Source organism: Corynebacterium sp. HMSC27B11 (assembly GCF_001815985.1).
In the GTDB taxonomy this organism is placed as follows: Bacteria; Actinomycetota; Actinomycetes; order Mycobacteriales; family Mycobacteriaceae; genus Corynebacterium.
On sequence record NZ_KV823538.1, the window covers coordinates 26,287 to 52,425 of the forward strand.

A 26,139-nucleotide genomic window follows, 5' to 3' on the forward strand; every position below is an offset into this window, starting at 1 on the left:
ACATTAGGATCAACGTTGTTCACCGAAACAACACACAGTGGCAGGTAGGGCCTCATGTCTCACCACACCCCAGCAAACAAGCCGATCACCTACGACTACTCCGGTCACAACGCGATCGTGACCGGTGGCACCCGTGGCATCGGATACGCCACGGCTCGACTATTGGCTGCCAGTGGCGCGAACGTAACGATCACCGGCCGCAAACAAGAAACCGTCGAACCCGCTGCTGCAGCCATTCAGGCCGAAGCTGCCGAGCTGAGCCCCAACGCCGGTCGCGTCATCGGAATCGCTGCTCACGTCGCAGGCCCCGATGCAGCCCGAAGGACCTGCGAGGCCACGGTTCAAGAATTCGGCAGCATTGACGTCCTGATCAACAACGCCGGAACCAACCCCGCCTACGGACCAATCCACAAGCAGAGCCCCGAAGCCATGGCGAAGACCTACGAAGTCAACGTCATCGGCCCCGTCATCTGGACCGCCGCCGCGAAGGACGCAGGCATGGGAACCGACCGCAAGGGCGCGGTCGTCAACCTCTCCTCCATCGGCGCTCTCACCGAGGAAGCAAAGCTCGGCGTCTACAACGGGACCAAAGCTGCGCTGCTGCACATGACCCGCCAGATGGCCAACGAGCTCGCCCCCACCATCCACGTCAACTCGATCGCCCCAGGCGTGGTGCGCACCAAGCTCTCCGAAGCGCTGTGGAAGGAACACGAAGACGCCGTCGCGGCTATCACCCCCGCGCAGCGGATTGGCGAGCCCGAAGACATCGCCGCTGCTATCGCCTTCCTCGCAGCACCCGCAACGACCTGGCTCATTGGTGAAAACCTCGTTGTCGATGGCGGCATGCTCGTCCAGCCCTAAGTCCGATCACCCACCCAAGCAACAGCACCCCAAACAGCCCAGAACGAGGAAAGATATGGACTTCGCACCCAGCGCGCGCTCGAAGGAGTATCAGGAACAGCTCCTTCGCTTCATGGATGAACACGTTTACCCGGCCGAGCCGATCTATCACCAGCAGATGACCGAGTCCGGCGATCCGCACCACCACCCAGCGATCCTTGAAGACCTCAAAGCCGAAGCCAAGAAGCAGGGCCTATGGAACCTCTTCCACCCCCACCCCGGCACGGGCCCGGGTTTGAGCAACGTCGACTACGCCCCATTGGCAGAAATCATGGGTCGCTCCCCCGAACTCGCCCCCGAAGCCTGCAATTGCAACGCCCCGGATACGGGGAACATGGAGGTTCTCGAGCTTTATGGAACTGATGCTCACCGCAGGGAGTACCTGAATCCGCTGCTCGACGGTAAAATCCGCTCCGCATTCGCCATGACCGAACCTGGAGTCGCCTCCTCAGATGCCACCAATGTGTCCATGCGCATGGAACGGGTTACCGGTTACACAGCGGAAGGCTCGAATAAGCCCCTCGATGGGTATGTACTTAACGGGCGGAAGTGGTTTAGCTCGAACGGCATGCGGCCCAATCTCAAGGTGCTCATCGTCATGGGCAAGACCAACCCAGAGGCTGAGCCCCACCGCCAGCAGTCCATGCTGGTTGTCCCCGCCGACGCCCCCGGCGTCCGAATCCTTCGCGACCTTCCCGTCTTCGGCTTCCACGACCGCGAAGGCCACGCCGAACTGGAATTTAAGGACGTATTCGTCCCCGACCACGACATCCTCCTGGAGGAGGGAGCGGGTTTTCGGATCTCCCAGGACCGCTTGGGACCAGGTCGGATTCACCACTGCATGCGTGCCATCGGCATGGCAGAACGCGCACTCGAGCTGATGTGCGAACGAGCCTTGTCTCGAAGCACCTTCGGCAAAGCGCTGGCCGAGCGCGACACGATCCAAGAACGCATCGCCAACGCCCGCATCGACATCGAGCAGGCCCGGCTATTGACTTTGAAGGCCGCCTGGATGATGGACACGGTCGGCAATAAGGCTGCTCGCCAGGAAATTGCTGCCATCAAGGTTGCTGCCCCACAGGTCGCGCTCCGCATCGTGGACGAAGCCATCCAAGTATTCGGTGGCGAGGGTGTGACCTCCGATACCCCGCTGGCTCACATGTGGGCTGGCCTGCGATCACTCCGGCTGGCCGATGGCCCGGATGAGGTCCATCGCATGACCATCGCCCGACAAGAACTGCGCAAATACAAGTAGAACCCCGGCACAGCACAGACCTATCGAAGGAGCCACGGTGAACGACCCAACAACCGGCAGCCACAATTCAGCCACGAAGAACCCGGCCGTACCGTTCAATATGGAAGAGCTGAAGACGTGGCTCACCCGCATCACCCCATTGAACGGTGATCTCGCGCTCAACCGCGTTGGAAACGGGCAGTCCAACCTCACGTTCCTCGTCGAAGACACCACTGGCGCGCGCTGCATCGTCCGCCGCCCGCCACTGGGAAAACTTGCCGCCAGCGCCCACAACGTCGTGCGCGAAGGAAAGATCATGGCGGCCCTTCACGACACCGAGGTGCCCGTCCCGGTGATCTACGGCAGCACCGACGAGCTCGCCGACCATGGTCAATCTGTCTCCGACGCCCCCGTCGTGGCGATGAGCATGGTCGACGGAGTGACCATTAGCTCTGCAGAAGCCGCTTCCCCTTTGGGGCTGGACATCCGGCACAAAATCGCCACCAACATGCTGGACGCGATGATCCACATCCACGGCGTCAACCTCGCATCCACCGGACTGGACACGCTGGCATCCCACGACCCCTACGCCCCACGACAGCTCAAGCGCTGGTCCGGGCAATGGGATAAGACCAAGACGCGGGAATTGCCTGCGCTCGATAAACTCACGGCTCTCCTGGAGGAACACACCCCGGAACAAAAGGAAACGGTGCTGGTGCACGGCGACCTACACGTCGGCAACGTCATAGCCAACCCAGACGACGGCACCATCAACGCGGTCATCGACTGGGAGCTCACCACGCTGGGAGACCCCCTCGCTGACGTGGGAACCATGCTTGCTTATTGGCCGGTCAAGGACGGACTGGTCCTCCCTGGATTTGAAGCACCCCTCCTCGACGGATTCCCGAAGGGTGAAGAACTAGCCGAGCGCTATCTAGACGCCACGGGACGGGACAGAAAGGCATTGGCTTTTTGGCACGTCCTGGGGCTATGGAAAGTTGCGATCATCTGCGAAGGCGTGGTGCGCCGCGTCATGCAGAATCCCAGCAACCGCGCCTCCGGAGGCGCCCCCACCCAGGAGATGGTGGAGTGGATTGTCGCCGAGGCGCAGCAGACCGCGCGGGAGTACGGGCTCAGCTAGGCAGCGACATTAGGCAGAGAACGCCCGGCAAGCTCACTAAGCTGGGCGCCATGGCAACCCGAACCCCGCAAGAGTGGATCACCGACTACCCCCTCCTTGAGCGCCTCGTCGCGCTCGAGGAGACCCTATGGCTGAAGCCCGACCTGCCCCGCGCCGAAGAGGGCCTGGCGCACGTCGGAATCGGCCCTGACCAGATCCAGGACGCCGCGGACCGACTAAAGCGCTTCGCCCCCTACCTGCAGCAGGTCTTCCCGGAGACCGCGCCAAGTGCTGGCGTCATCGAATCCCCGCTGCGCCACGTGCCCGCGATGAAGGAAGCGATCGAGGACCTCACCGGGCAGCGAATCGAGGGGCAGCTGTGGGCGAAGCTCGACTCCCACCTGCCGATCTCCGGTTCGATCAAGGCCCGCGGCGGGATCTACGAGGTCCTCCAGCACGCTGAGGCCCTCGCCCTGGAGCACGGCCTGATCACCCCGGACAGCGACTACCGGCTCCTCGACTCCGCCGAGGCCCGCGAGCTCTTCGGCCAGCACCGCGTGGCCGTGGGGTCCACCGGCAACCTGGGGCTGTCCATCGGCATCATGAGCGCCAAGCTGGGCTTCCAAGCCGCGGTCCACATGAGCGCGGATGCCCGGCAGTGGAAGAAGGACCTGCTGCGCTCCCACGGCGTGGAGGTCGTGGAGTACGAGCAGGACTACTCCGTCGCCGTCGCCGCTGGTCGCAAAGCCGCCGAGGACGACGACCGCGTCTACTTCGTGGACGACGAGAACTCCGTCTCCCTCTTCCTCGGTTACGCGGTCGCCGGGGCGCGACTGGCCGGCCAGCTGCAGGCCATGGACGTCCGTATCACCGAGGAGGAACCACTCCACGTCTACCTGCCCTGCGGGGTCGGCGGTGGCCCGGGTGGTGTCGCTTTCGGCATCAAGGCCATCTTCGGCGACGCGGCGCGCTGCTACTTCGCCGAGCCCACCCACTCCCCCGCCATGTTCATCGGGGTGCACACCGGCGCCCACGACCAGCTGGCAGTGCAGGACTTCGGCATCGACAACATCACCGCCGCCGATGGGCTTGCCGTGGGGCGGCCCTCCGGCTTCGTCGGCGAGCGGATGCAGTACCTCATCGACGGCTACTACACAGTCAGCGACGAGAACATGTTCCGGGGCGTTGCGCTCTTCGACCGCTCCGAGGATGTGCAGTGCGAGCCGAGCTCCGCGACCAGCTTCTTCGGCCCCGGTGCCATTGGCCGGGCGGGCACCCACCTGGCCTGGATCACGGGCGGGGCGATGGTGCCGGAAGAGGAGATGGCTAGCTACATCGCCCGCGGCGAGGAGCTGCTCGAGGGCTAGCCTCGTTTATATAAAGCAAGTGGCCGCGGGGAGAACCCGCAGCCACTGCGCTCTTGAGTTATTACTCAGCCATTACAGCGCTGGGGAAAGACCTGCGCCCGACTGGTCAGACACCCGGTAGAGGTGCTCGTTGACGAACTCGCCAACGCCCCAGCGAGCGAGCTCGCGGCCATAGCCGGAGCGACCGATTCCGCCGAAGGGCAGGCCCGCCCCGGTGACAGCGTGCTCGTTGATGAAGGTCATGCCGTCGCGAAGCTGCTCGGCGACCTCGCGGGCCGCGTCCAGGTCGGTGCTCCACACGGAGCTGGAGAGGCCGTAGTCGGAATCGTTCGCGATCTCGATGGCCTCCGCTGCGTCCTTAGCGCGGTACACGATCGCCACGGGCCCGAAGATCTCGTTGCAGCCAACGTCCGCCTTGGGGTCCACGTCGACCAGCAGGGTCGGCTCCATGAAGGCGCCCTCGCGGTCGATGGCCTTACCACCGACGCGAATGGTGGCTTCACCGTTCTTCTCCGCCTCGGCGAGGCGCTCGACGATCTCATCGCGGGCACCGATGGAGGACAGCGGACCGACATCGGCGTTCTCGTCGTCGAATGCGCCGACCTTCATCTCGCCGATGCGCTTCTCCAGCGTTTCGACGGTGCGGTCATAGAACTCGTCCATGACGATCAGGCGCTTCGGGGCGTTACAGGCCTGGCCGGTGTTGTACATGCGGATCTTGGTGAACTGCTCCAGCACCCAGTCCAGGTTCTCATCGTCGAGCACGATGAAGGGGTCGTTGCCGCCCAGCTCCAGCAGGGACTTCTTGTAGTGCTCGCCGGCGGTCTTCGCCACGGCGGCACCAGCCTGCTCGGAGCCGGTGAGGGACACACCCGCCACGCGCTTATCCGCCACGAAGGCATCCATCTGGGAGCCGGAGGCGTACACGTTGATGAAAGCATCCTTCGGCAGCCCGGCCTGCTCCAGCAGGTCCTGACAAGCCTGGGAGGACAGCGGGCAGATGGAAGCGTGCTTCAGAACCAGGGTGTTGCCCAGCAGCAGGTTCGGTGCTGCCCAGCGGGCGACCTGGTAGTAGGGGAAGTTCCACGGCATGATGCCCAGAATCACGCCCAGGGGCTCCTTGCGCACCCAGGTCTGCTGTGCGCCCTGCTGGGAAAGCTGCTCATCTGCCAGGAGCTCGTGGGCGTGCTCGGCGTACCAGGTGAAAATGTCCGAGACGATGTCGATCTCCGCCTCGGCCCAGCGGGTCAGCTTGCCCATCTCGCGCCCGATGTGTTCCGCCAGCTGCTTCTTGTTCTCCTGGAACAGCTTCGCGGTCTTCCGCAGGACGTCCGCGCGCTGCGCGATGGGGGTCTTGCGCCACTGCTCGCCTGCGGCGGTGGCGCGATCCAGAATTGCATCGCGGTCGGCATCATCGATGCGGTTGAACTGCTCTTCTTCTTGGCCAGTACTTGGGTTCTGCAATGCAAAAGTGCTCATGGCCCCTGCCTACCAGATGCATTCGGCCGTGTCAGGGGGCGAAAACAAGAACCCCGGCCCGCGGTATAAGTACCGAAGGCCGGGGATTCACCGTGTGCCCAGCGCTTTAGGTCAGGCCAGCAGGCCGTGGAATTTCACCGAAAACTCGCGACGGCACTCGCGGCACTGCCAGGAATTATCCGTTTCCGTGGTCGGAAACAGATTCTCCCCCATGCAGTAGGGGCAAAAGTTCACGGTCACACGCCGACCGTTGCTGTGCCCGGACTTCCGAACCCTTCCCCCCAGCGCTAGAGCCAGAGGTCTTCGAGCAGTTGGACAGCAAAGCCATCCTGCCGGGCGCGGAAGCGGCTAAGGATACGGCGGTTCGCCCCGTTATCCCCCAGCCCCAAGGCTCGAGAAATCACAGAGCGCAGGGCTTCATCATCGCCTTCCGGATCCTCACCCACGTGTTCAGCGAGCGCGGCTAACCCCTCGGCTCCCTGCTGTGGCCGGGCGCGCTCCAGGGAGAAGTATTCGCCCTCGTGGAAGTCCAGCCAAACCCGCTCTCCCTCACCGATCCCCTGATGCTCCAGCAAACGTCGAATGGTTCCCAGGGTGTTACTGGTTGGCCCCCAGGTCACTCGCTGCGTACCAATCTCACTGGGCAGTTCGGCCGACTCGTTATATTTCAACCCCAGCATATGGATCACTCCGCCGGGAACCCCACTGCCGGAGCCACGGAGGTGGTCACTGGTTACGGTGATCAGCAACTTCCACCTGCCATCACGCCAATACATGCCGCGAGAGTCCTCCGGCGTGGAGGTCTTTTCCGGTGCCGCCGAACGCCACTTGACGATTCCATCAACCAGCTCGAACTGGCCGGTTGATGCATAGGTCCGCACCGAATTTTCCGCGACGTCAAATTTGGCGGGGAGTTCTGTCAGCAAGGCGGTCAGCGGGACCCCCTCATCTCCCGCGTCAGTCGCGGCGACGAGACGGCGCTCAATAAGTTTCGCCAGCGTGCTGTATTCCTCATACCCCCACTCCGGCAGCGCCCACTTAGTCGCACTGACCCTCACGATCCCCTCGGAAGCGTTCAAGGAATTCGCCAAGGAACGATTCGTCCTCCCCTGTCCAATCGCCTCATACAACGAATCGAGATCTTGCGGCTCGCCACGGATGGAGAGAACCCCCGCCCCAAGAGCAGGGAGCGAACGAGTTTGGGTGAGCACGTGCCCCTCGAACAATCGATACCCACAGTCATCGAGCCAGTCACGCAGGTCAGCGGGGCTTAGTGCCGTGCGCTCCTCCACCCAGTCCAACGGAACCACCCCATAGTCATCGCTGCCCTGCTTGAGTAGATTTTCGGTCCGCTCCCGAGCCACCTTCAGAGATGGGAAGCACACCCAGTCCTCCTCAATTGCGAAGGAATCATCTACCGCATCGATAATCTCCGCGAGGCGTAGGCCCCAACCGGGAACCTCATCTCGCAGCTCTGGGAGCTGCTCGACGATCCCACCGATGCGCGCCACCGGGAAAGCATGGGCTGCCATCGCCTCCCGAAGCTCAGCCACTGCCCCGCGATTGGCCAGCTCCTCCAGGCGACTCGCGAGCGGGCTCTGTAGCTGACGTACGCGTTCACGGGTCAAGCCCAATTCTTGACCGAGCGTATCCAGGGTGGCCGGCGAGGTAGTGCCCAGCCTCTTCCGGGCGATGAGCTGCTCACGTGTGTCCAAACCGGCATAAAAATCCGCCAGCGCGGAAGACGCTGTCCCCCGCACCAGGAGTTTCACCTGCTGATAGTCCCCCTCCGGGTCGGTTAGCTGAGCCAAAACGTCGGCAGCTCGGCCACTGAGCATCCCGTTGGCCGAGTCGGGTAGCAGAGCCTTATCCAGGCCGCGGTGTTGATTAGCGATCAGCCCCAGGGCATCCTGCGCAACATTCAGTGCTGCCATCAGCGACTCGCGACTGGGCTCCTCGTAAAAGACTTCCGACGCGGAATCAGAGCTTCCCGAGTAGAAATCATCCATATAAGCGCTGTCTTCCTCCGGGGTATAGTCCGGTGTCTCGACCTCGGGCGGAATAGTCACCGTTGCTTCGGGTGTTATCCGCTCCTCCTCATCACTGATGCCCGCCAGCAGCACAGAAAACTCCTGCTCGGCCAGGATTGGAATTTCATAGCGCCGCGCCTTCTTCGCCTTGCTGCTCAAGGAGTCCACGTCGGCGGCAACCAACACCCGAGTGTTCTTCGTCAAGGACCCCGGAATGAGCCCGTGCTCTCGGATCTCTTTCTCCCACTCGGATCGGGGCCTGTTCATCTCCCCGGTCAAGGTCACCCGGTCACCCGGACGCAGTTCCAACGGCTGGGTCTCCTCAGTAGTGGCCTGCTCCTGTTCGTAATGAGCCGCCTCTGCTGCCTCGCGAGTCAACGGCACAGCCGAATTGGCGGTCAACTGGCTCAGCGGGCGGGCGTCGATGGTGATAGACGCAGCCCCGGGGAGCGTCACTCCGTTCCGAAGGAAGTATTGGAAAAGCGCCGCGGTGGCCTCGGCATCCGCCAGGGCGGTGTGAGCGTTCCGGTTGCTGATACCCGCGCGGGTGAGCACATCCCCCAGTTTGCTGGGCATGCCGGGGAAAAGCCGCTTAGAAAGCTCCATGGTGCAGACATACCCGGGGAGGGTTTCCTCCGGAGCCAGGCCCGCGCGGGCCAATTCCTGCGAGAGCATCCGGGCGTCGAAGCGCGCGTTGTGAGCGACCAGCACTCGGCCGTCTAGGAGGCCGAAGAGCTCCCGCGCAATCTGGGTGAAAGCCGGCGCGTCTTTCACGTGTCGGCCGTAGACCCCATGGATCGAACTATTGGGAATATCGCGGTCCGGGTTGATCAGACTGGACCAGTGGCCCTCCACATCACCGGTGGCAGAAAGTAGGACGACCCCGATTTCCAGCACGCGGTGGGCGGTACTGAAACCGGTGGTCTCGACGTCGAGAACGGCAAATCCTGGGCTTCCGAGCTCCTGCATGTCGCTTATCCTACTGTGAGCTGCGTCCCGGCTAGCCGTATTCCACACGCCGGCCGAGCAGGGAATACCCGATCAGGCCAGCAGGCCGTGGAATTTCACCGAAAACTCGCGACGGCACTCGCGGCACTGCCAGGAATTATCCGTTTCCGTGGTCGGAAACAGGTTCTCCCCCATGCAGTAGGGGCAGAAGTTCACGGTCGCACGCCGGCCATTGCTGTGGCCGGACTTCCCACCGATCGCCTGGTTCACCGGTGGCAGGGAATCAGTATCGGGAACACTCATCGCAGGGCCTCCTCCTCAGCGCGGGCCACCCAGGAGCTGAACTCCTCGCCGGCCTCGCGCTGCTCCTTGAAGTTCTCAACGACGCGGACCACGTAGTCGCCGACGTCCTCGGAGAACACGTTGTTGCCGCGCAGCTTGTGGCCGAAGCCCGGCTCGAGGCCGACCTTGCCGCCCAGGTGCACCTGGAAGCCCTCGACGCGGTTGCCGTCCTCATCGGTCAGCACCTTGCCGGATAGACCGATATCCGCGACCTGGGAACGGGCGCAGGAGTTCGGGCAGCCGTTCAGGGAGATCTTCAGCGGGACGTCGAGGTCGCCGACCCGCTCCTCCAGCTCGTCGACCAGCTGGATGGCGCGCTGCTTCGTCACGACGTGCGCGAGCTTGCAGAACTCCAGGCCGGTGCAGCTGATGATGTCGCGGCGGAATGCCGAAGGCTTCGCGGAGAGGCCTTCCTTCTCCAGCTCGGCGGCGAGCTTGTCTGCATTCTCCGGGGTCAGATCCAGGAAGAGCAGCTCCTTATCGGGGGTCGTGCGCAGCCGCGTGGAGCCATAGGACTCGGCGAGCTCCGCGAGACGCTGTAGCTGGGCGCCGTCGGTGTGTCCCACCGTGGGCTTGACCCCCAGGTAGACCTTGCCGTCCCGCTGCTCGTGGATACCGATGTGGTCGCGGTAGCCGGGGTACTCGCCCGGGTCCGGACCGTCGACGAGCTTGCGGCCGAGGTAGTCCTCCTCCAGCACCTTGCGGAACTTCTCGATACCCCAGTCGGCGACGAGGAACTTCAGGCGCGCGCGGTTGCGGACCTTGCGGTAGCCATAGTCGCGGAAGATGCGGACCACGCCGGCCCACACCTCCGGGACCTCGTCCAGGGGCACCCAGGCTCCGAGGCGCTGGGAGAGCATCGGGTTGGTGGACAGCCCGCCACCGACCCAGACGTCGAAGCCGGGGCCGTGCTCCGGGTGGTTCGAGCCGATAAACGCCAGGTCCTGGATCTCGTGGGTGACGTCCTGGCGGGAGTTACCGCTAATCGCGGACTTGAACTTGCGTGGCAGGTTGTCGAACTCGCCGCTGGTAAGTAGTTCTTCCTTGATGGTGTGAATGGCCGGGGTGGCATCGATAATCTCGTCGGCAGCGATACCGGCGACCGGGGAGCCCAGGATGACGCGGGGGACGTCGCCGCAGCCGAAGTTGGTGTCCAGCCCGACGCCCTCGAGCTTGTCCCAGATGGTCGGGACGTCCTCGATGCGGATCCAGTGCAGCTGGACGTTCTGGCGGTCGGTGAAGTCCGCGGTATCGCGGGCGTAGTCGCTGGAAATCTCGCCGATGACGCGCAACTGCTCGCTGCTGACCAGTCCGCCGTCGAGGCGGATGCGCATCATGAAGTAATTATCCTGCAGCTCTTCGGTACTCAGCGTGGAGGTGGCCACGCCGTCGAGGCCAGGGCGGCGCTGGGTATAAAGACCGACCCACTTGAAGCGGGGCGCGAGGTCCTCCTTCGGGATGGAGTCGAAGCCCTGCTTCGCGTAGGTCCCGCGAATGCGGTCAATGACGCCGAGGCCGGCGTCTTCTTGCTTAATCTTCTCGTCGTCGTTGAGCGGAGTAGTGCCGTCGACGAGCCACTGGCCTTGCGGCCGGGGCTTACGTTTCGGCCTCGGTCGGGTGGTGGTAGTTGCAGTCATGGTGAATTTCTCCAGTTAATCGTGCGTTGTGGCGGTCTTGCCTGGATCCGCAGCGCGGGCTGCAGATCAACCTACACTAGACAGACCGTGCGGTCTATAACTGGACACACTAAACCCCTGAGACAGGAAGTTGCAAGCAATTTCAGCAAAGCCAATTGCGTAAAATAGACAATGCTGTCTACACTCTGTTGTGATCCACCCCCCAGAATCTCGCAATCCCCTCACGGTGGGATTAGCTTGGTGGGTGAAGAATATGCACTTAGAACCAACGATTGGACCCTGAATAAAAGTGTCAGACGCAGCAAAGACCACTCGTCCGCTCCGCATCGCGGTCATCGGATCCGGCCCAGCCGGCATTTACGCATCCAACGCCCTCGCCAAGGCCACCATCCCGGAGGGCAACGGCGACACCACCTTCGACGGCGTGAGCGTGGACATCTTCGAGCGCATGCCAGCCCCATTCGGGCTCATCCGCTACGGCGTCGCACCCGACCACCCCCGCATCAAGGGCATTATCCGCTCCCTGCACCGCGTCCTCGACCAGCCGCAGATCCGCCTGTTCGGCAACGTCAACATCGGCGAGGACGTCACCCTCGAGGAGCTCAAGCAGCACTACGACTCCGTCATCTACGCCACCGGCGCGACCAAGGACCGCGACCTCAACCTGCCGGGAGCGGAAGCCTCCCACGGTGGCGCTGAGTTCGTCGGCTTCTACGACGCCAACCCGAAGTTCTCCGAGGACTGGAACCTGGACGCCGAATCCGTCGCCGTCATCGGCGTCGGCAACGTCGGCCTCGACGTCGCGCGTGTCATCGCGAAGACCGGCGACGAACTGCTCACCACCGAAATCCCGGACAACGTCTACGAGTCCCTGAAGAAGAACAAGGCCAAGGAGGTCCACCTCTTCGGCCGCCGCGGCCCCGCCCAGGCGAAGTTCACCCCACTGGAGCTGAAGGAGCTCAGCTACTCCGACAACATCCAGGTCATCGTCGACCCGGAGGACATCCAGTACGACGCCGCCTCCGAGGAGGCCCGCCGCGGTTCCAAGATCACCGACATGGTCTGCTCCCTGCTGGAGCAGTACGCCATCGCCGACCCGGGCGAGGAGCCGCACCGCGTCTACATCCACTTCTTCGAGTCTCCGAAGGAGATCAAGACGGACGCTGAGGGCAATGTCACCGCCCTGGTCACCGAGCGCACGAAGCTCAACGGCGACGGCTCCGTCTCCACCACCGGCGAGACCCGCGAGTGGCCGGTCGGCGCGGTCTACCGCACCGTCGGCTACAAGTCCGACCAGCAGGCCGACCTGCCGTGGGACGAGAAGGAGAACGTCCTGCCGAACGTCGGCGGTCGCGTGCTTACCGAAGGCCCCACTGCGGACGGCATCGCAGGTGTGCCGGGCAGCGCCGACCCGGAGGCCGAGAAGCGCGAGACCCTGCCAGGCGTATACGCCACCGGCTGGATCCGCCGCGGCCCCGTCGGCCTGATCGGTAACACCAAGGGCGACGCCAACGAGGCCGTCGACAACCTGCTGACCGACGTCGCAAAGGGCATCGGCTTCCAGCCAGCAAAGCCGGAGCTGGAGAGCGTCGAGGAGCTGCTGCGCTCCAAGAACATCTCCTGGACCGACTGGGAGGGCTGGTACGCCCTGGACAAGCACGAGCGCGAACTCGGCGAGGCCGAGGGCCGCGAGCGCAAGAAGGTCCGCGAGTGGGACGAGATGCACCACCACTCTAAGTACACCGGGGAGTAAGCATCCCCTGGTCGGAGCGGCAGCAAAGGCCACGCCGACCGCACCCCCACGCACACGGGGAGAGCCCAGGCCCAGTAGTTAGCAAAAACTAACATTCCTACTGCAAAGGCACAGCTCTACCCCCGTTTTGCGTGGGGGTTTCCTTTCCCCTTCAGAGCCCTTGTGGCTTAGGTAACATGCGATTCATGACTCTGGAAAACGACGCCGTAGAAGAAGCACCAAAGGTCTACATCACCGGGCGAACCCTGCTGTCCATGCCCGCGTACCAGGTCCACGCCCTCTACAAGCTGCGGGTGGACGTCTTCGTTAACGAACAGCGCGCTGCGTTCCCGGAGATCGATGACCAGGACGCCCTGCCGGAGACCCACCACCTGCTGGCCTACGTCCACCCCGGCAGCGGCCCGGACTACCCGTGGGGCACCGCCGACCCCGGCTCCCCCATGCGGCTCGTGGGCACCGTGCGGGTCTTCGGACCGCCGGAGGAACAGCACATCGGCCGCCTCTGCGTCCACCCGGACCTGCGCGGCTACGGGATCGCGCACAACCTCTTCGCGCGCTCCCTGGAGGTCGTCCGCGAGCGCGCCGCAGCCCTGGATCCCACGACCCAGAAGTCGATCGTGAAGATCGAGGCGCAGAGCCACTCAGTGCCCTTCTACGAGGGCTACGGTTTCGCTACCGTGGGCGAGCCCTTCGACGTCGAGGGCATCGACCACGTGGAGATGCAGCTCGAGCTCGACTAGCCGGCGGCTAGCACTCCCCGCAGGTCACCGCCGGGTCGGCCGCGCAGTCCTCGCACAGCAGGATCTGTTCGCGGCACTCGGAGTTCTCGCAGTTGTGGAAGGTATTCGTCGCCGCCCCACAGTTCTTGCAGAAGCCGAGCTGCTTCGCATCCTCGGAGAACTCCATGTGCATGCGCTTGTCGAAGACGTACAGTGATCCCTCCCAGAGGCCCTTATCCCCGTACTTCTCGCCGTAGCGGACGATGCCGCCGTCGATCTGGTAGACCTCCTCGAAGCCGCGGTTCTTCATCAGCGCGCTGAGGACCTCGCACCGGATTCCGCCCGTGCAGTAGCTAACGACCGGCTTGTCCTTCATCCAGTCGTACTTGCCGCTCTCCAGTTCCTTGATGAAGTCGTGGGTGGTCTCCACGTCTGGGACGACGGCGTTCTTGAACCGGCCGATTTCGGCCTCCATCGCGTTGCGTCCGTCGAAGAAGACGACGTCGTCGCCGCGCTCCTCGACCAGCTTGTTGACCTCTTCCGGCTTCAGGTGGGTCCCTCCCCCGATGACGCCGTTCTCGTCCACCTTCAGCTCGCCCGGCGCTCCGAAGGCGACGATCTCGTCGCGCACCTTGACCGACAGGCGCGGGAAGTCCTCCGCCCCGCCCTGCGACCACTTGAACTCCATGCCCTTGAAGCCGGGGTATTCGCGGGTGCGGCGCGCGTACTGCTTGCAGGCGTGCAAGGATCCTCCCACGGTGCCGTTGATGCCGTGTTCGGAGATGAGGATGCGCCCGGTCAGGCCGAGGTTTTCGCAGAGCTGCTTCTGCCACAGCATGATCGCCGTGGGGTCCGCGATGGGTGTGAACCAGTAGTACAGCAGGATGCGGGATTCTTTGAGGTCGGTCGCGCTAACAGCCATGCCTCAAAGTGTAGCCCCACCAGCGGGGACGCCCTAAACCGCCGGGAGCTGCACCAACGGTGCCGGGCTAGTCCACCGCAGGCTGCTCGCCCGTCGGCAGGTCGGCCTCGTCCTCGGTCGAGTGACCGGCATCCTCGGCAGTCGTGCGGTCCTCGTGGGTGGCCTCCGCTACCCGCATCTTGATGGCCCCGGCGGCATCGGCGGCGCGGTCGCGGGCGTCCTCGATCGTCTCCGCGGTGGAGACGGCCACGCCCATGCGGCGTCGGCTGTAGCCGACCGGCTTTCCGAAGAGGCGGACCTTCGTCTCCGGGACGGCGAGCGCCTCCGCCAGGCCGTGATACTCCACCGCAGCGCCTTCCGGCAGGTCCTCGCAAAGGATCACGGCGGATGCTCCCGGGGAGATCAGGGTCGTATCGATCGGCAGGCCCAGCACCGCGCGGGCGTGCAGCTCGAACTCGCTGCAGCGCTGCGTGCCAATGGTCACCATGCCCGTGTCGTGCGGCCGCGGGGAGACCTCGGAGAAGTACACATCATCGCCCTTGATGAACAGCTCCACGCCGAACACTCCCCGGCCGCCCAGGGCGTTGGTCACGCGTGCCGCCACCGAGCGGGCATTATCCAGCGCGGAGTCCCCCATCGTCGCGGGCTGCCAGGACTCCACATACTTGCCGAGGTCCTGGCGGTGGCCGATGGGCTCGCAGAACCACGTGGCGGGCTGGCCGCTGACCGGGTCGATGCTGCGCACCGTGAGCAGGGTGATCTCGTAGTCGAAGGGGACGAACTGCTCGACGATGACCCTCTCGCAGTTCACGCGCACATCGGAGAGCGCGAAGTCCCAGGCGGCGTCGAGCTCGTCGGCGCTGGCCACGTAGCTCTGGCCGCGCCCCGCGGAGGACACGACCGGCTTGACCACGCACGGGAAGCCGATCTCCTCGGCCGCGGCGTGCAGCTCCTCCGGGGTGGCGGCGAAGCGGTGCACGCCCGTGGGGATGCCGAGCTCCTCGCTGACCATCGTGCGGATCTTCTCGCGGTCCATCGTCAGCTGCGCTGCCCGCGCCGTCGGGGCGACGGTGACGGCCCCCTCGGCTTCCAGTTCGGCGAGGACGTCCACCGCCAGCGCCTCGATTTCCGGGACCACGATGTGCGGGCGGACCTCAGTGATGAGTTCGCGCAGTGCCTCGCCGTCCATGAGGTCCAACACGTGCGCGTGATTGGCCACGTTGTGTGCGGGCGCGCCCTGGTAGCGATCCACGGCGTGCACCTCCACGCCGAACCTCTGGAGGGCAATGGTCAACTCACGGCCGAGCTCACCGGCCCCCAGGATCATGACGACTGTCGCGCAGTCACTGTTGGGGGTGCCGATCGCTTGTGGGGTGTACATGAAGCGCAATTCTAGCTGGCAATGCGGGCGCGTCTAATCCGCTTTCGAGATCATCACGCAGCCAGGCAGCGATCCCAGGACCTGCGAACTGCGCAGACCCGACCGCTAACACGGGCGCAACGCACAAGTGGCTTTGCCGTTCTGAGGCGCCCATAATGGAGCCATGAGCTCGCAGTTTTCGAACCCCCAGCCCACTTCTGATTCGGCCACCGGCGCCGGCCAGTTCTCCTGCTCCCGCCGCAGCCTGCTGCGCGGTGCGGCTCTGGCCACGGCAGCCACGGCCGCGGGCGCGCTGCTCGCCGCCTGCGCTGGTGAGGAGACCGTAGCGAAGGCCGCGAAAACCGACATTCCGGTCGGTGGGGCGAAGATCATCGATAACTGGATCATCGCGCAGCCGGAGAAGGATAAGTTCATGGCCTACTCCACCGAGTGCCCGCACGCCCGCGGCCGCATCGACGAGATCGCCGAGCAGGAGGGCATGACCGTCGCGATCTGCCCAAAGCACGGCTCGGTCTTCGACACCGCCACTGGTGATGTGGTGGAGGGGCCCTCCCGCGACCCGATGGCCCTGGCCCGCGACGTCCAGGTCAACGAGGACGCCGTCGAGGTCATCAACTAGCGCGACCCCTCCCAGGGCCGTGGCCTGGGTGTTTTAATCCTGCGCGATGACGATCGAGCGGTCGCTCACCGCGTCCGCCACCCGTTGGTCGTGGCAGGTCCACAGCACCGCGGGCTTCCGATCCTGGCGTACGAAGGCGTCGATGCCCTCCAGCAGCTTGCGGTGGCCGTCCACATCCAGGCCCACCGTCGGCTCGTCGAGCAGCAGGACGTCCGGCTGGCCAGCCATCGTCGCAGCCACGAGCACCAGCCGGCGATCGGAGGTGGGAACGTCCAGGGGGTGTTCCTCGGCCCACTTCTCCAGGCCAAAGATTTCCAGCGCCTTCCGGTCGCCAGCGACCTCATCGATCACCCGGCGGTGAAGGAAGGACTGGTCCAGCGCGGTGGGCGCCCAGCCGCAGCGACCGGCAGTGATGGTGCCCTCGTAGTCCACCAGGCCGAGTGCCGCCAGCATCAAAGAGGTCTTGCCGCAGCCATTGGGCCCGGCGATGTGGGTGACCTGGCCAGCCGGGGCGTCGACCGTAAACGGCCCCAGGCCACGAACCTGGACGTTCCGGGCAGACAACGCAACCCGCTGCGCGGCGACGTCGTCGGCACTGGCGTGAGCACTGGCCTCGTCGGAGCGGGTACGGGGAGGGAAAACCGGCAGGTCGAACTCCGGAATCGGCCGCTGACGCAACTCGCCGTCGGAAAGCTGGAACTGCTGAACTGCTGCCTCGGATACCGCGGACGGGCGGCGATCGTAGACCGTCACCTCGCCGGGATAGGCGTCTAGCACCTCGGCGAGCTGGTTGACCGCAGCGGTATCCAGCCCGTCCAGCGGGCAGTCGAGAACCAGCGCCCCGGGACGGGTCAACAGCGCTTGGGCGATCGCCATGCGGCGGGTCTGCCCGGTGGACAGCCGCATCGGGTCCTGGCCCGCGACGTGCTGCAAACTCCAGGTCTGAAGGGCCTGGTCCACGCGGGGGCGCATCTGCTCCCGCGACACGCCCTGTTGCTCCATGCCGAAGGCCAGCTCTTCGGCCACCGTGGCGCGCAGCAGCGAAATGTGGGCGGAGGCGTTGTTCCCCACCCAGGCGGCCCCCGTCGCCTCCGCTGCTTCCCAGGCGTGGTCCGATAGCCCATCGCCCCAGATAAAACGGGTCACTGGCATGGCGCTAGCTCACTCCAATCCAGACGATGGCCGCGCAGGTGGCGGCGATCATTCCCCAGCGCAGAACGCGCTGCCCCACCGGGTTCGCAACCGGGTTCAGCACGGTGCGCGGGCCGGGGTCCCCGATCCCAGTGCGTTGCAGGGGCCGGGCGCGCTGCGCGGCATCGTCCACCAGCCCCACGATCAGGGGCATCACGAAGTTCAGCTTCCCGCGCACCCCTGCGGTGTTCACCCCGCGGGCGGTGAACATCTGGTGCAGCGTCTCCACCCGTGCCCGGGCCATCGGATACAGCCGGATGGTCGAGCCCACGACGTAAACGATCTTCGCGGGGAACTGCTCCTGCATCGCCCGCATCAACCGGTCCCCATCCACGAAGGAACCCAGGGTCAAACCAATCGCCGCGGCACCAAAGAGGCGCAGGGAGAGCAAGCCCGCAAGCTGCATGCCGTCGGAGGTCAGCGGACCGAAAACGGGGTGCTGACCAAACGGGGCGTGCATCAAAAACAGGCCCACGGTGGTCGGGATCGCGAGCAGCACCGCCGCGAACAGCGGGCCACGAGCAGTCCGGAAAAAGGCTGCGAGCAGGGCGGCGATCCCCAGCGCGGTGAGCGAGACAACCAGCTTGTGGGCCAGCAACACCACGACCACCGCGCAGATGGCGGCGGTCAGCGGCGTATAGGGGTGGAGTTTTCTCACTTGCTCTCGGGGCTGAAGGTCACGCGGGTGCGCTTCGGCAGCCAGCGCAGCACCAGCCACACGATGGTGAAGACGATGAGCTTATCGATCGGATCGGAGGTCCAGGACTGCAGGAACACAGCAGTCAGCTGGTCGAAGCCGAGGCCGCGATAAGCCGTGACCAGCAGGCCGGTTCCGGTGCCCGCGGTGCCGCCAAAGATGAAGGAAGCCACCGGCGCGGAGAGCAGCGCCGTGATGAAGCCGACGACGAGGCCCGCCCCACCCACGCGCCACCACGTGCCGACGAAGAGCTTGCGCAGCAGACCGGAGGCCACGCCGACGAAGGCATAGGCGGCGGCGAAGGGCACGACGGTCGGGTTGAAGGTGCCCCACACCAGGGAACTCAGCACACCTGTGACCAGGCCCGCCCAGGGGCCGGCGAGCGCGCCGACCAAAACGGTGCCGATGGAGTCCAGGTACAGCGGCAGCGGCAGGCCCATGGTGCCGATGACCTGGCCGGTAATGATGTTCAGCGCCAGGGCCACCGGGATCAGCGAGAGGGTGCGCACCGGCAGCTGCGGCACGACCGCGATCAGGGCAAGAATCGCCGGAACCAAGAAGCCCACGAGCGCGATCGTGGAGCTGCGGGAGTCAGCCAGCGACTCCCAATTCGAGTCCGTGGGCTGGGAGATGACGAGGGTCAACCACGTCGCGGCGATGATGAGAACCGCCAGGCCGAGAAGGCTTTTTTGCATGCGTGACATAGCTATTCCAAACAGGGTTGAAGTGATCCCCGAAAAGCCTATGTCACCTCGGCGCGGGAAACGTGGAAAGTTGCTCAAACATCCTGGTCGATGGACTTAAGTTTCGTCAAATGATCACGCCGGGTTTCCCGCGCGGCCGGGCGGGGTGGACGCCACACTCAACCTGACTGGTCGAGCACTGTTTCTTACACAGCAATTGACAGACCAAGCTGTCTAGTGTTTTATATCACTCAACGCACAACGGTTCGCCGCGAGCACCTGCCGACCCCTGGAGCCCCGGACACGGTCGGTAGGAACCGTTGGTTTTGCCTGAGATATTCGCCTAGCCACCAGTCTGTGGGTCACCACTGCCACAGCCGCTAGGAAATATCACCCGGGGTTTCATGCTTTCTTGCGCCTTCGGGTTGGGCACGACCGCTGTGTGAGTCACCAAACACCAACCACGAAGAAGGAAAACATGACTTTCCACGCAACCACCGCCGGGGTCCCACGCATCGGACCTGATCGCGAGCTCAAGAAAGCACTCGAAGCCTACTGGCGCGACTCCGCCACGGGCCGCGACCTCGCCGGCACCGCCACCCGCCTGGTCAACGACTACACCGACGGCCTGGTCAACGAGGGCCTCGACTCCGCTCCCTTCCAGGGTCGCTCCTACTACGACGCCGTCCTCGACACCTCCGCGATCCTCGGCGCACTGCCGGAGCGCGTTGCCGAGATCAGCGACCACGAGAACGATGGCCTGCCGCAGTTCATCGACCGCCTCTTCGCCGCCGCCCGCGGCACCGCCGAGCTGCCGGCCTCCGCGATGACCAAGTGGTTCGACACCAACTACCACTACATCGTCCCGGAGCTGTCCGCTGACCAGGAGTTCCGCCTCGAGGACGGCGCCTGGCTGGACGACATTCGCGACCAGGTCAACCGCCACGGCGATAAGGTCCGCCCGGTCCTCGTCGGCCCGTTCACCTACCTGGCACTGGCCCGCTCCACCGACGGCTCCAACCCGCTGGAGCACCTGGAGTCCCTCTTCGAGACCTACGGCCGCCTGCTGCCGCGCATCGCTAACCGTGGCGTCACCTGGCTGCAGCTCGACGAGCCCTCCCTGGTCACCGACGTCGATCCAGCCACCCTGTCCCGCGTCAAGGCTGGTTACAAGAAGCTCACCCAGGTCGCCCACGACGCCGGTCTGAAGCTGCTGGTCCAGACGTACTACGGCGACGCCGACCAGGCCATCAAGACCCTCAGCGGTCTGGGCATCGACGCTTTCGGCGCCGACCTCGTCGCTGGTGGCAAGGAGCTGCCGAGCTGGACCGGCGAGGAGCTGCTGGTCGCCGGTGTCGTCGACGGCCGCAACATCTGGCGCACCGACCTGGACGCGGCCCTGGAGACCCTGAAGGCGCTGGCCGAGCGTGGCCCGGTCGCCGTCTCCACCTCCGCGTCCCTGCTGCACGTGCCGTACACCCTGGCCCGCGAGACCACCCTGGGCGACGAGCTGCGCAGCTGGCTGGCGTTCGGAGAGGAGAAGATCCGCGAGGTCGCCCTCCTCTCCCGCGTCCTGCGCGGTGAGGGCACCGAGGCCGACGAGAAGGCGCTGGCCGAGGCCCGCGAAGCCGTGCAGTCCCGCGCGACCTCCAAGCTGACCCACAACGACGAGGTCCGTGAGCGCACCGCCAAGATCACCGAGGAAGACCGCCACCGCGGTGATATCGAGGAGCGCCGCAAGGCCCAGCAGGAGGAGCTGAACCTCCCGCCACTGCCGACCACCACGATCGGTTCCTTCCCGCAGACCACTCAGATCCGCCAGGCGCGCGCGAAGCTGCGCAAGGGTGAAATCACCGAGGAACAGTACACCCAGGCGATGCGCGACGAAATCGCGGACGTCATCGAGCGCCAGGAGAAGCTGGATCTGGACGTCCTCGTCCACGGTGAGCCGGAGCGCAACGACATGGTGCAGTACTTCTCCGAGCAGCTGGAGGGCTACCACTCCACCGAGCACGCGTGGGTGCAGTCCTACGGTTCCCGCTGCGTCCGTCCGCCAATCCTGTTCGGCGACGTCCGTCGTCCGGAGCCGATGACCGTCTCCTGGTTCGAGGAGGCCCAGAAGCTGACCGACAAGCCGGTCAAGGGCATGCTCACCGGTCCGGTGACGATGCTCGCGTGGTCCTTCGTCCGCGACGACCAGCCGCTGGGCGAGACCGCCGACCAGGTTGCCCTGGCACTGCGTGACGAGATCGACGACCTCGTCTCCGCTGGTGCGAAGGTTGTTCAGGTCGACGAGCCGGCCATCCGCGAGCTGCTGCCGCTGCGCGAGGCTGAGCAGCCGGCGTACCTGAAGTGGGCCGTGGGCTCCTTCCGCCTGGCCACCTCCGGCGTGGCGCCGAAGACTCAGATCCACACCCACATGTGCTACTCGGAGTTCAACGAGCTCATCGGCACGGTCGGCGACCTCGACGCGGATGTCACCTCCATCGAGGCTGCCCGCAACGGCATGCAGGTGCTCGCCGCCCTGCACGAGGCGGGCTACGACCTGGGTGTCGGCCCGGGCGTGTGGGACATCCACTCCCCGCGTGTCCCGAAGCAGGAGGAGGTCGACCAGCTGCTGGCCGATGCGCTGGCTAACGTCGCCCCAGAGCTGCTGTGGGTCAACCCGGACTGTGGCCTGAAGACCCGTGGCTGGGAGGAGACCACCGCCAGCCTCGAGGTGCTGGTCGACGCCGCGAAGAAGGCGCGCGCCACCCTCTAAAAACCGCGCTCTAGACCCCGCGCTGGGTTAAGCATTCGGCCCCGCGCTGCAGGAGAAACTTTCTGCGGCGCGGGGCCGTTGCCATGCTTTAGAGCGTATGGCTAGCCGTTGAAGTAGGCGCTGACTTTGCCGGCGACCTTCTCCGGTGCAACGAGCATCACACCGTGGGCGTGGCCCGGCACCTGCACGGCCTCGCCGCCGAGAGCCTTCTGCATCTTCCAGATGGCGTCGCCGGTGACCGCCGAATCATTCGTGAATCCCACGTGCAGGGGCTTGGTCTCCAGCTTCTCGCCGTTGATTGGCGCTCCCGGGTGCGGCAGTGGCCAGCCCGCGCAGACGCGCCCCGAGCCGAGGTTGCCCTCGATCGCGGAGATCGAGTCGCCGCCGGTGAGCTGGTCGATGAACAGTTGCGGCAGCATCTCGGGCTTGGTCGGCGTGGCGTTGTCGTTGCAGACGATCGAGAGTTCCACGGAGCCCAGGGAGGTCATCTGCTCCAGCAGGCCCATGGTTTCTTCCTCGGAGAGCTCCTTGCCAGTCACGGGGTTGATCGGCCGACCGTTCGGCCCCAGTTCCTGGCCCGCCATCTTCGGCGGCTTGCCCGTGCGGATGTACTCGGCGAGCTTCGGGCGCATCTCCGGGTTATACAGCGCCCCGAAGTAGGTGAAGGTGAACAGCGGGGAGGCCAGCGTGGCCTGCTGCTTGCCCTTGGCGAGCGTGACCATGGCCGAGCCGAGTCGCCACGCGGGCGGCAAAGCCTGGTTCGCGACGGGCAGCGCGATATTGGCGTGCTCCTTCAACCCCGCTGGGAGGTCTCCGATCTCAGCCGGCGGCGGCGTGACCTGCGCGGGTGCGCCGCTTTCCTTATCAATGACGGCCGACCAGCGCTGGTAGACCTGCAGCGGCGTGGTGCCCAGGTGGTACTCATCGTCCCGGTCGGCGATCCACTGGAAGACATCGTGCAGCCCGTCGCGGCGCCAGGACTCGCGGTCGCGGCCGGTCTTGAACCACAGGCTCTCCGGGCTCGCGGAGCTATCGATCAGCGCCTTGCCGGTGTGCTGCGGGAACATCGTGGCGTAGGTGCCCATGAGAACCCCACCGTAGGAGACGCCGTAGAGGTTGAGGCGCTCCTCCCCCAGCAGCTGGCGGGCTCGGTCGAGGTCGCGGGCGGTGTTTGCGGTGGTGACCTGCTGGGAGTAGCCGGGCTGCTCGAGGTTGCACAGGTCGCGGAAGAGCCCGGCGGCGAGGGTCGGGATGACACCGCTGGCGAGGTGCCCGAAGCTACACTTCAGCGCCTCCCCGTGGGCGAGGCCGCGGGGCTGGACCGCGATGAGGTCGTAGTGCTTCTGCACGTCGGCGGGGAGCTTGACCCGCTGCCCGTTGAGCTTGTCTGGGGCGGCGTTGTCCGCGAACATCTCCAGCGCGCTGCCGCCCGGGCCGCCCGGGTTACCGGCGATGACGCCGCGCTTGGCGCCGGTCGCCGGGATCTTGCTCATCGTGAGCGTGATCTTCTGCCCATCGGGCTGCGAGTAGTCCATAGGCACCTGGAACTCCGCGCACTTCGCCCGCTTCGCGACGAAGACGTCCGCGGGGCAATCGCCCCAGGAAAGTTGCTGTGTCTCCGCGGTCGCTGCCGGGGCGACCAGGGCGCTGAGTAGTCCGAGGCCTCCCAGCATTCCTGCAATTTTGTGACCTACTCGCATTAAGGGGCTGCTCCTCACCGTGTTTTCTCGTCCGTGTCTCTTCTCAGCCGTGCCCTCGCCGCTGAACACGCGTTCTTGCGTCTCAGCGCGTTGCCCTTGGCTACAAGCGACCTGATACTTCGCGGTGGAAAGTCTAACAAGAGCCCCGGACGCGCCGCCGGGGAAGGCTCAAGGCTCGCCGGCCAACAGCTCGCCGAAGCGCTCCAGCACCCGAGTCGCGTCCAGGCGCTCCAGCACCCGCGCATTCGGGGTGAGCTGCGGGCCGAAGGGTGGCTGCGGATCAAGGGCCAGGGTCGCACCCCGAGTGAGTTCGGAGTCGGCCTCCACATCCACGTGGAACTCAGTTGCCTCGAAGCCCACGTCCTCCAGCAGCACCATCGCGGCGGCAAGGTCGTGGATTTGCGCCTGATAGCCAACCCCGACCTGCTCGTGGAACTCGAAGTAGAACTCAATAGCGGCGGTCAGCAGCTGGCCGAGCTGCGACTCCGCCTGCGCGCCCTCCCGGCCGCCTCGATGGGCACCTGCTTGGGCGCCATCGAGCCCACCAACCCAGTCGCGGAGCCGCTCCGGGGAGAGCAACACCTGCTCGGTCATGTTCAGCGGGGCGATCACGGGCAGGGGTGCGCCCTCGGGCCAGTGCTGCAGGGAATACTTCAGGGCGTGCGGGTCCACCCACGCGTTCCACTCCGCGACCGGGGTGGTGTTGCCGGGATACCCAAATGCCCCGCCCATGATGACCACCTGGCAGCCCCGCAGCACCTCCGGGGCGTGCTCCACCGCCCAGGCCAGGTTCGTCGCAGGCCCACACACCAGCAGGTGGGTGGGCTGCGCATCCGCCCAGTGGGCCACCGCCGCAGCCGCGGTGCCATCCGGTGTGCTGCCGCCCGGCGCGAGGGGCGCTTCAGCCTGCCCTGGCGATCCCTCCGCCTGCCCCCGCCGGGCGTCGCCGGACTCTCCCAGCCAGTACCCCAGCCCCCGCGGCCCATGGGTTTCCGGCGTCGTCACCAAAGGCAGCACCCGCGGGTGCGCCGCGCCGATCGTGATCTTCGGGATCACAGCATCCGACTCCTCACCGCGTTGGGCGCGGTGACGTCCTAAAGAAGAAGGTCCCCACTGCTGGGCGGCGACCCGGAGAACTTCTGCGGAATTACGGGCGGCGTCATCGGCGGTGCAGTTGCCGGCGCTGGTGGTCACCGAGAGGTCAATCCGCCCGGCCAGATGCAACCGGTAGAGGTAGACCAGGGCCAGGGCATCGTCGATGCCGGTGTCCACGTCGGCCACGACTGTCAAGGAAGGTGTGCTCACAAACTCTCACGCTACCGATCACCACGACCGCCGGGTAAGGTACACCAAAGTTATTGGTAATACTTTTCTTTTACCCGGCGCGCGATCGCCCGCGCGCCACATTGAGCGAGGGATAACCCGTGGCCAAGCACCATAAGAACACGACGCAGCGGTGGAGCACACCCCAGTGGATGCTGGCCATCGGCCTGGCGGTATTCGCCATCGCCACCCTCGCCGGACTCGTCGTGCAGTGGCCGCACAGCAGCGAGGAGCCCAAGGTCACCCCGGCGTACCAGAACTCCGGCTACGCGGGGCCACTGACCAGCGGCGAGGTGCTCTTCACCCGCGCCGCGAAGTGCGGGGCCACCGAGATCGGCGTGACCAGCGAAGCGATCCCGGAGGATAAGAACCCCTTCGCGGAGAAGCACTGCACGCAGGTCATCGTCCGGCTCACTGACGGCGCCGACGAGGGAAAATACACCGCACTAGAGTCCCGCCACATGCCCGGCGAACCGGAGCTACATGAGGGCGATAGCATCAAGCTAATCCACAGCCACGGCACCTACGCCTTCCAGGACTACGACCGCACAGGCCCACTGTGGGCGTGGGTGCTGGCCACGATCGTGCTGATCATCGCGGTCGGCCGCTGGCGCGGGCTGCGGGCCCTCGTGGGACTGGCGATCACGATGGTCATGATCCTCGCCTTCCTGCTGCCCGCGTTGCTGCGGGGTGGCTCCCCGCTGTGGTTGGCGGTGACGACGGCGGCGACCGTCATCCTCCTCGTCGTCTTCCTCGTCCACGGGGTGAACTGGAAATCCGCGGCCGCGATGGGCGGTTCCCTGGTGGCGGTGGCCATCGCCACGGCGCTATCGGGGCTGGCCATCGACTCCACCTCTCTGCGGGGTTTGGGGGATGAATCGAATCTGCAGATCCTGCTCTACCTGCCGGAGCTCGACATCACCGGGCTGATGCTGGCCGGAATGATCATCGGCGCGCTGGGCGTACTCAACGACGCCACGATCGCGCAGGCCTCTACGATCACTGAACTCAAGCGCGCGGAGCCGGACGCCTCGGCCTGGCAGCTTTTCCGCAACGCCATGCGGGTCGGCGAGGATCACATCGCTTCGATGGTCTACACCCTGGTGTTGGGGTACGCGGGTGTGGCGATCCCCATGATGCTGCTGCTGAGCATCTCCGGTCGGCCGATCGAGCAGGTGCTGACTTCGGACGTGATGGCCACCGAGCTGCTGCGTTCCGTCACGGGCGCGATCGCGTTGCTGCTCGCGATTCCGCTGACTACCGCCATCGCGGCTGTGACCGCGGACCCAAACAGCAGGGATTCGGGGCACGCGCATATCCACAGCCATTAGGA

General features: G+C 65.3%; 20 protein-coding genes. 9 read left to right on the forward strand and 11 right to left on the reverse strand.

The genetic code is table 11. The features are described from left to right. The first annotated feature begins 54 nt into the window (after positions 1-54). Genes HMPREF3097_RS01270 through HMPREF3097_RS01285 form a run of 4 tightly spaced genes read left to right on the forward strand, consistent with a single transcriptional unit; the run spans position 55 to position 4,621 of the window. The gene (locus HMPREF3097_RS01270) at positions 55-861 is read left to right on the forward strand and encodes an SDR family oxidoreductase (protein WP_070760292.1); all 807 of its coding nucleotides are present in this window, start codon (positions 55-57) and stop codon (positions 859-861) included. A 55-nt stretch (positions 862-916) separates the two neighbouring features. Beyond that, positions 917-2,155 carry an acyl-CoA dehydrogenase family protein gene (locus HMPREF3097_RS01275; RefSeq protein WP_070760293.1) on the forward strand — a complete coding sequence of 413 codons (1,239 nt, stop codon included), beginning with the start codon at positions 917-919 and terminating at the stop codon, positions 2,153-2,155. Positions 2,156-2,192: 37 nt separating this feature from the next. Continuing rightward, positions 2,193-3,275 (forward strand): phosphotransferase family protein, encoded by a 1,083-nt coding sequence (locus HMPREF3097_RS01280; protein WP_070760295.1) that lies wholly within the window; start codon positions 2,193-2,195, stop codon positions 3,273-3,275. A 50-nt stretch (positions 3,276-3,325) separates the two neighbouring features. Further along, the gene (locus HMPREF3097_RS01285; RefSeq protein ID WP_070760297.1) at positions 3,326-4,621 is read left to right on the forward strand and encodes a D-serine ammonia-lyase; all 1,296 of its coding nucleotides are present in this window, start codon (positions 3,326-3,328) and stop codon (positions 4,619-4,621) included. A 72-nt stretch (positions 4,622-4,693) separates the two neighbouring features. Here the strand turns inward: HMPREF3097_RS01285 and HMPREF3097_RS01290 are convergent, their stop codons facing one another. The 4 genes from HMPREF3097_RS01290 to HMPREF3097_RS01305 form a co-directional block, all read right to left on the reverse strand. Further along, positions 4,694-6,100, reverse strand: coding sequence for an NAD-dependent succinate-semialdehyde dehydrogenase (locus HMPREF3097_RS01290; protein ID WP_070760299.1), 1,407 nt, complete (start codon positions 6,098-6,100; stop codon positions 4,694-4,696). 287 nt (positions 6,101-6,387) lie between these two features. Beyond that, positions 6,388-9,099 carry an exonuclease domain-containing protein gene (locus tag HMPREF3097_RS01295; protein ID WP_070760301.1) on the reverse strand — a complete coding sequence of 904 codons (2,712 nt, stop codon included), beginning with the start codon at positions 9,097-9,099 and terminating at the stop codon, positions 6,388-6,390. Positions 9,100-9,171: 72 nt separating this feature from the next. Then, the gene (locus HMPREF3097_RS01300) at positions 9,172-9,381 is read right to left on the reverse strand and encodes a hypothetical protein (protein WP_015381947.1); all 210 of its coding nucleotides are present in this window, start codon (positions 9,379-9,381) and stop codon (positions 9,172-9,174) included. Continuing rightward, a complete protein-coding gene (locus HMPREF3097_RS01305; protein ID WP_070760304.1) occupies positions 9,378-11,057 on the reverse strand; it encodes a nitrite/sulfite reductase in 1,680 nt (559 codons plus the stop codon). The genes HMPREF3097_RS01300 and HMPREF3097_RS01305 overlap by 4 nt, the downstream gene beginning before the upstream one ends. Before the next feature lie 289 nt (positions 11,058-11,346). Between HMPREF3097_RS01305 and HMPREF3097_RS01310 the strand changes: the two genes are divergently transcribed. Both HMPREF3097_RS01310 and HMPREF3097_RS01315 read left to right on the forward strand, forming a co-directional pair. Next, positions 11,347-12,810 carry an FAD-dependent oxidoreductase gene (locus tag HMPREF3097_RS01310; protein ID WP_070760305.1) on the forward strand — a complete coding sequence of 488 codons (1,464 nt, stop codon included), beginning with the start codon at positions 11,347-11,349 and terminating at the stop codon, positions 12,808-12,810. Between the two features lie 176 nt (positions 12,811-12,986). Beyond that, positions 12,987-13,550 (forward strand): GNAT family N-acetyltransferase, encoded by a 564-nt coding sequence (locus HMPREF3097_RS01315; protein ID WP_070760307.1) that lies wholly within the window; start codon positions 12,987-12,989, stop codon positions 13,548-13,550. A 7-nt stretch (positions 13,551-13,557) separates the two neighbouring features. On the opposite strand, the gene HMPREF3097_RS01320 is transcribed toward HMPREF3097_RS01315, so the two are convergent. Both HMPREF3097_RS01320 and purT read right to left on the reverse strand, forming a co-directional pair. Next, positions 13,558-14,451, reverse strand: a complete 894-nt coding sequence (locus HMPREF3097_RS01320) for an oxygen-dependent tRNA uridine(34) hydroxylase TrhO (protein WP_070760309.1) — start codon at positions 14,449-14,451, stop codon at positions 13,558-13,560. 67 nt (positions 14,452-14,518) lie between these two features. After that, positions 14,519-15,832 (reverse strand): formate-dependent phosphoribosylglycinamide formyltransferase, encoded by a 1,314-nt coding sequence (gene purT / locus HMPREF3097_RS01325; RefSeq protein WP_070760311.1) that lies wholly within the window; start codon positions 15,830-15,832, stop codon positions 14,519-14,521. Between the two features lie 163 nt (positions 15,833-15,995). Here purT and HMPREF3097_RS01330 point away from each other — a divergent pair, with 163 nt between their 5' ends. Beyond that, complete coding sequence (locus tag HMPREF3097_RS01330) at positions 15,996-16,451, forward strand: Rieske (2Fe-2S) protein (RefSeq protein ID WP_070760313.1); 456 nt, start codon at positions 15,996-15,998, stop codon at positions 16,449-16,451. Between the two features lie 33 nt (positions 16,452-16,484). Here the strand turns inward: HMPREF3097_RS01330 and HMPREF3097_RS01335 are convergent, their stop codons facing one another. The 3 genes from HMPREF3097_RS01335 to HMPREF3097_RS01345 are packed head-to-tail and all read right to left on the reverse strand — an operon-like array spanning position 16,485 to position 19,043. Continuing rightward, positions 16,485-17,603: an ATP-binding cassette domain-containing protein gene (locus HMPREF3097_RS01335; protein WP_070760315.1), complete on the reverse strand. Its 1,119-nt coding sequence runs from the start codon at positions 17,601-17,603 to the stop codon at positions 16,485-16,487. Positions 17,604-17,607: 4 nt separating this feature from the next. Then, positions 17,608-18,300 (reverse strand): energy-coupling factor transporter transmembrane component T family protein, encoded by a 693-nt coding sequence (locus HMPREF3097_RS01340; protein ID WP_246821165.1) that lies wholly within the window; start codon positions 18,298-18,300, stop codon positions 17,608-17,610. Continuing rightward, on the reverse strand, positions 18,297-19,043 hold the full coding sequence (locus tag HMPREF3097_RS01345; protein WP_070759458.1) for a glycosyl transferase family 9: 747 nt from the start codon (positions 19,041-19,043) through the stop codon (positions 18,297-18,299). The genes HMPREF3097_RS01340 and HMPREF3097_RS01345 overlap by 4 nt, the downstream gene beginning before the upstream one ends. Positions 19,044-19,500: 457 nt before the next feature. Here HMPREF3097_RS01345 and metE point away from each other — a divergent pair, with 457 nt between their 5' ends. Further along, on the forward strand, positions 19,501-21,783 hold the full coding sequence (gene metE, locus HMPREF3097_RS01350) for a 5-methyltetrahydropteroyltriglutamate--homocysteine S-methyltransferase (protein WP_070759456.1): 2,283 nt from the start codon (positions 19,501-19,503) through the stop codon (positions 21,781-21,783). Between the two features lie 101 nt (positions 21,784-21,884). On the opposite strand, the gene HMPREF3097_RS01355 is transcribed toward metE, so the two are convergent. Both HMPREF3097_RS01355 and HMPREF3097_RS01360 read right to left on the reverse strand, forming a co-directional pair. Further along, a complete protein-coding gene (locus tag HMPREF3097_RS01355) occupies positions 21,885-23,456 on the reverse strand; it encodes an alpha/beta fold hydrolase (RefSeq protein ID WP_246821167.1) in 1,572 nt (523 codons plus the stop codon). Positions 23,457-23,651: 195 nt separating this feature from the next. After that, positions 23,652-24,788: a nucleoside hydrolase gene (locus HMPREF3097_RS01360; RefSeq protein ID WP_070760321.1), complete on the reverse strand. Its 1,137-nt coding sequence runs from the start codon at positions 24,786-24,788 to the stop codon at positions 23,652-23,654. 119 nt (positions 24,789-24,907) lie between these two features. Between HMPREF3097_RS01360 and HMPREF3097_RS01365 the strand changes: the two genes are divergently transcribed. Then, complete coding sequence (locus HMPREF3097_RS01365; RefSeq protein ID WP_070760323.1) at positions 24,908-26,137, forward strand: YibE/F family protein; 1,230 nt, start codon at positions 24,908-24,910, stop codon at positions 26,135-26,137. Positions 26,138-26,139: the final 2 nt, after the last annotated feature.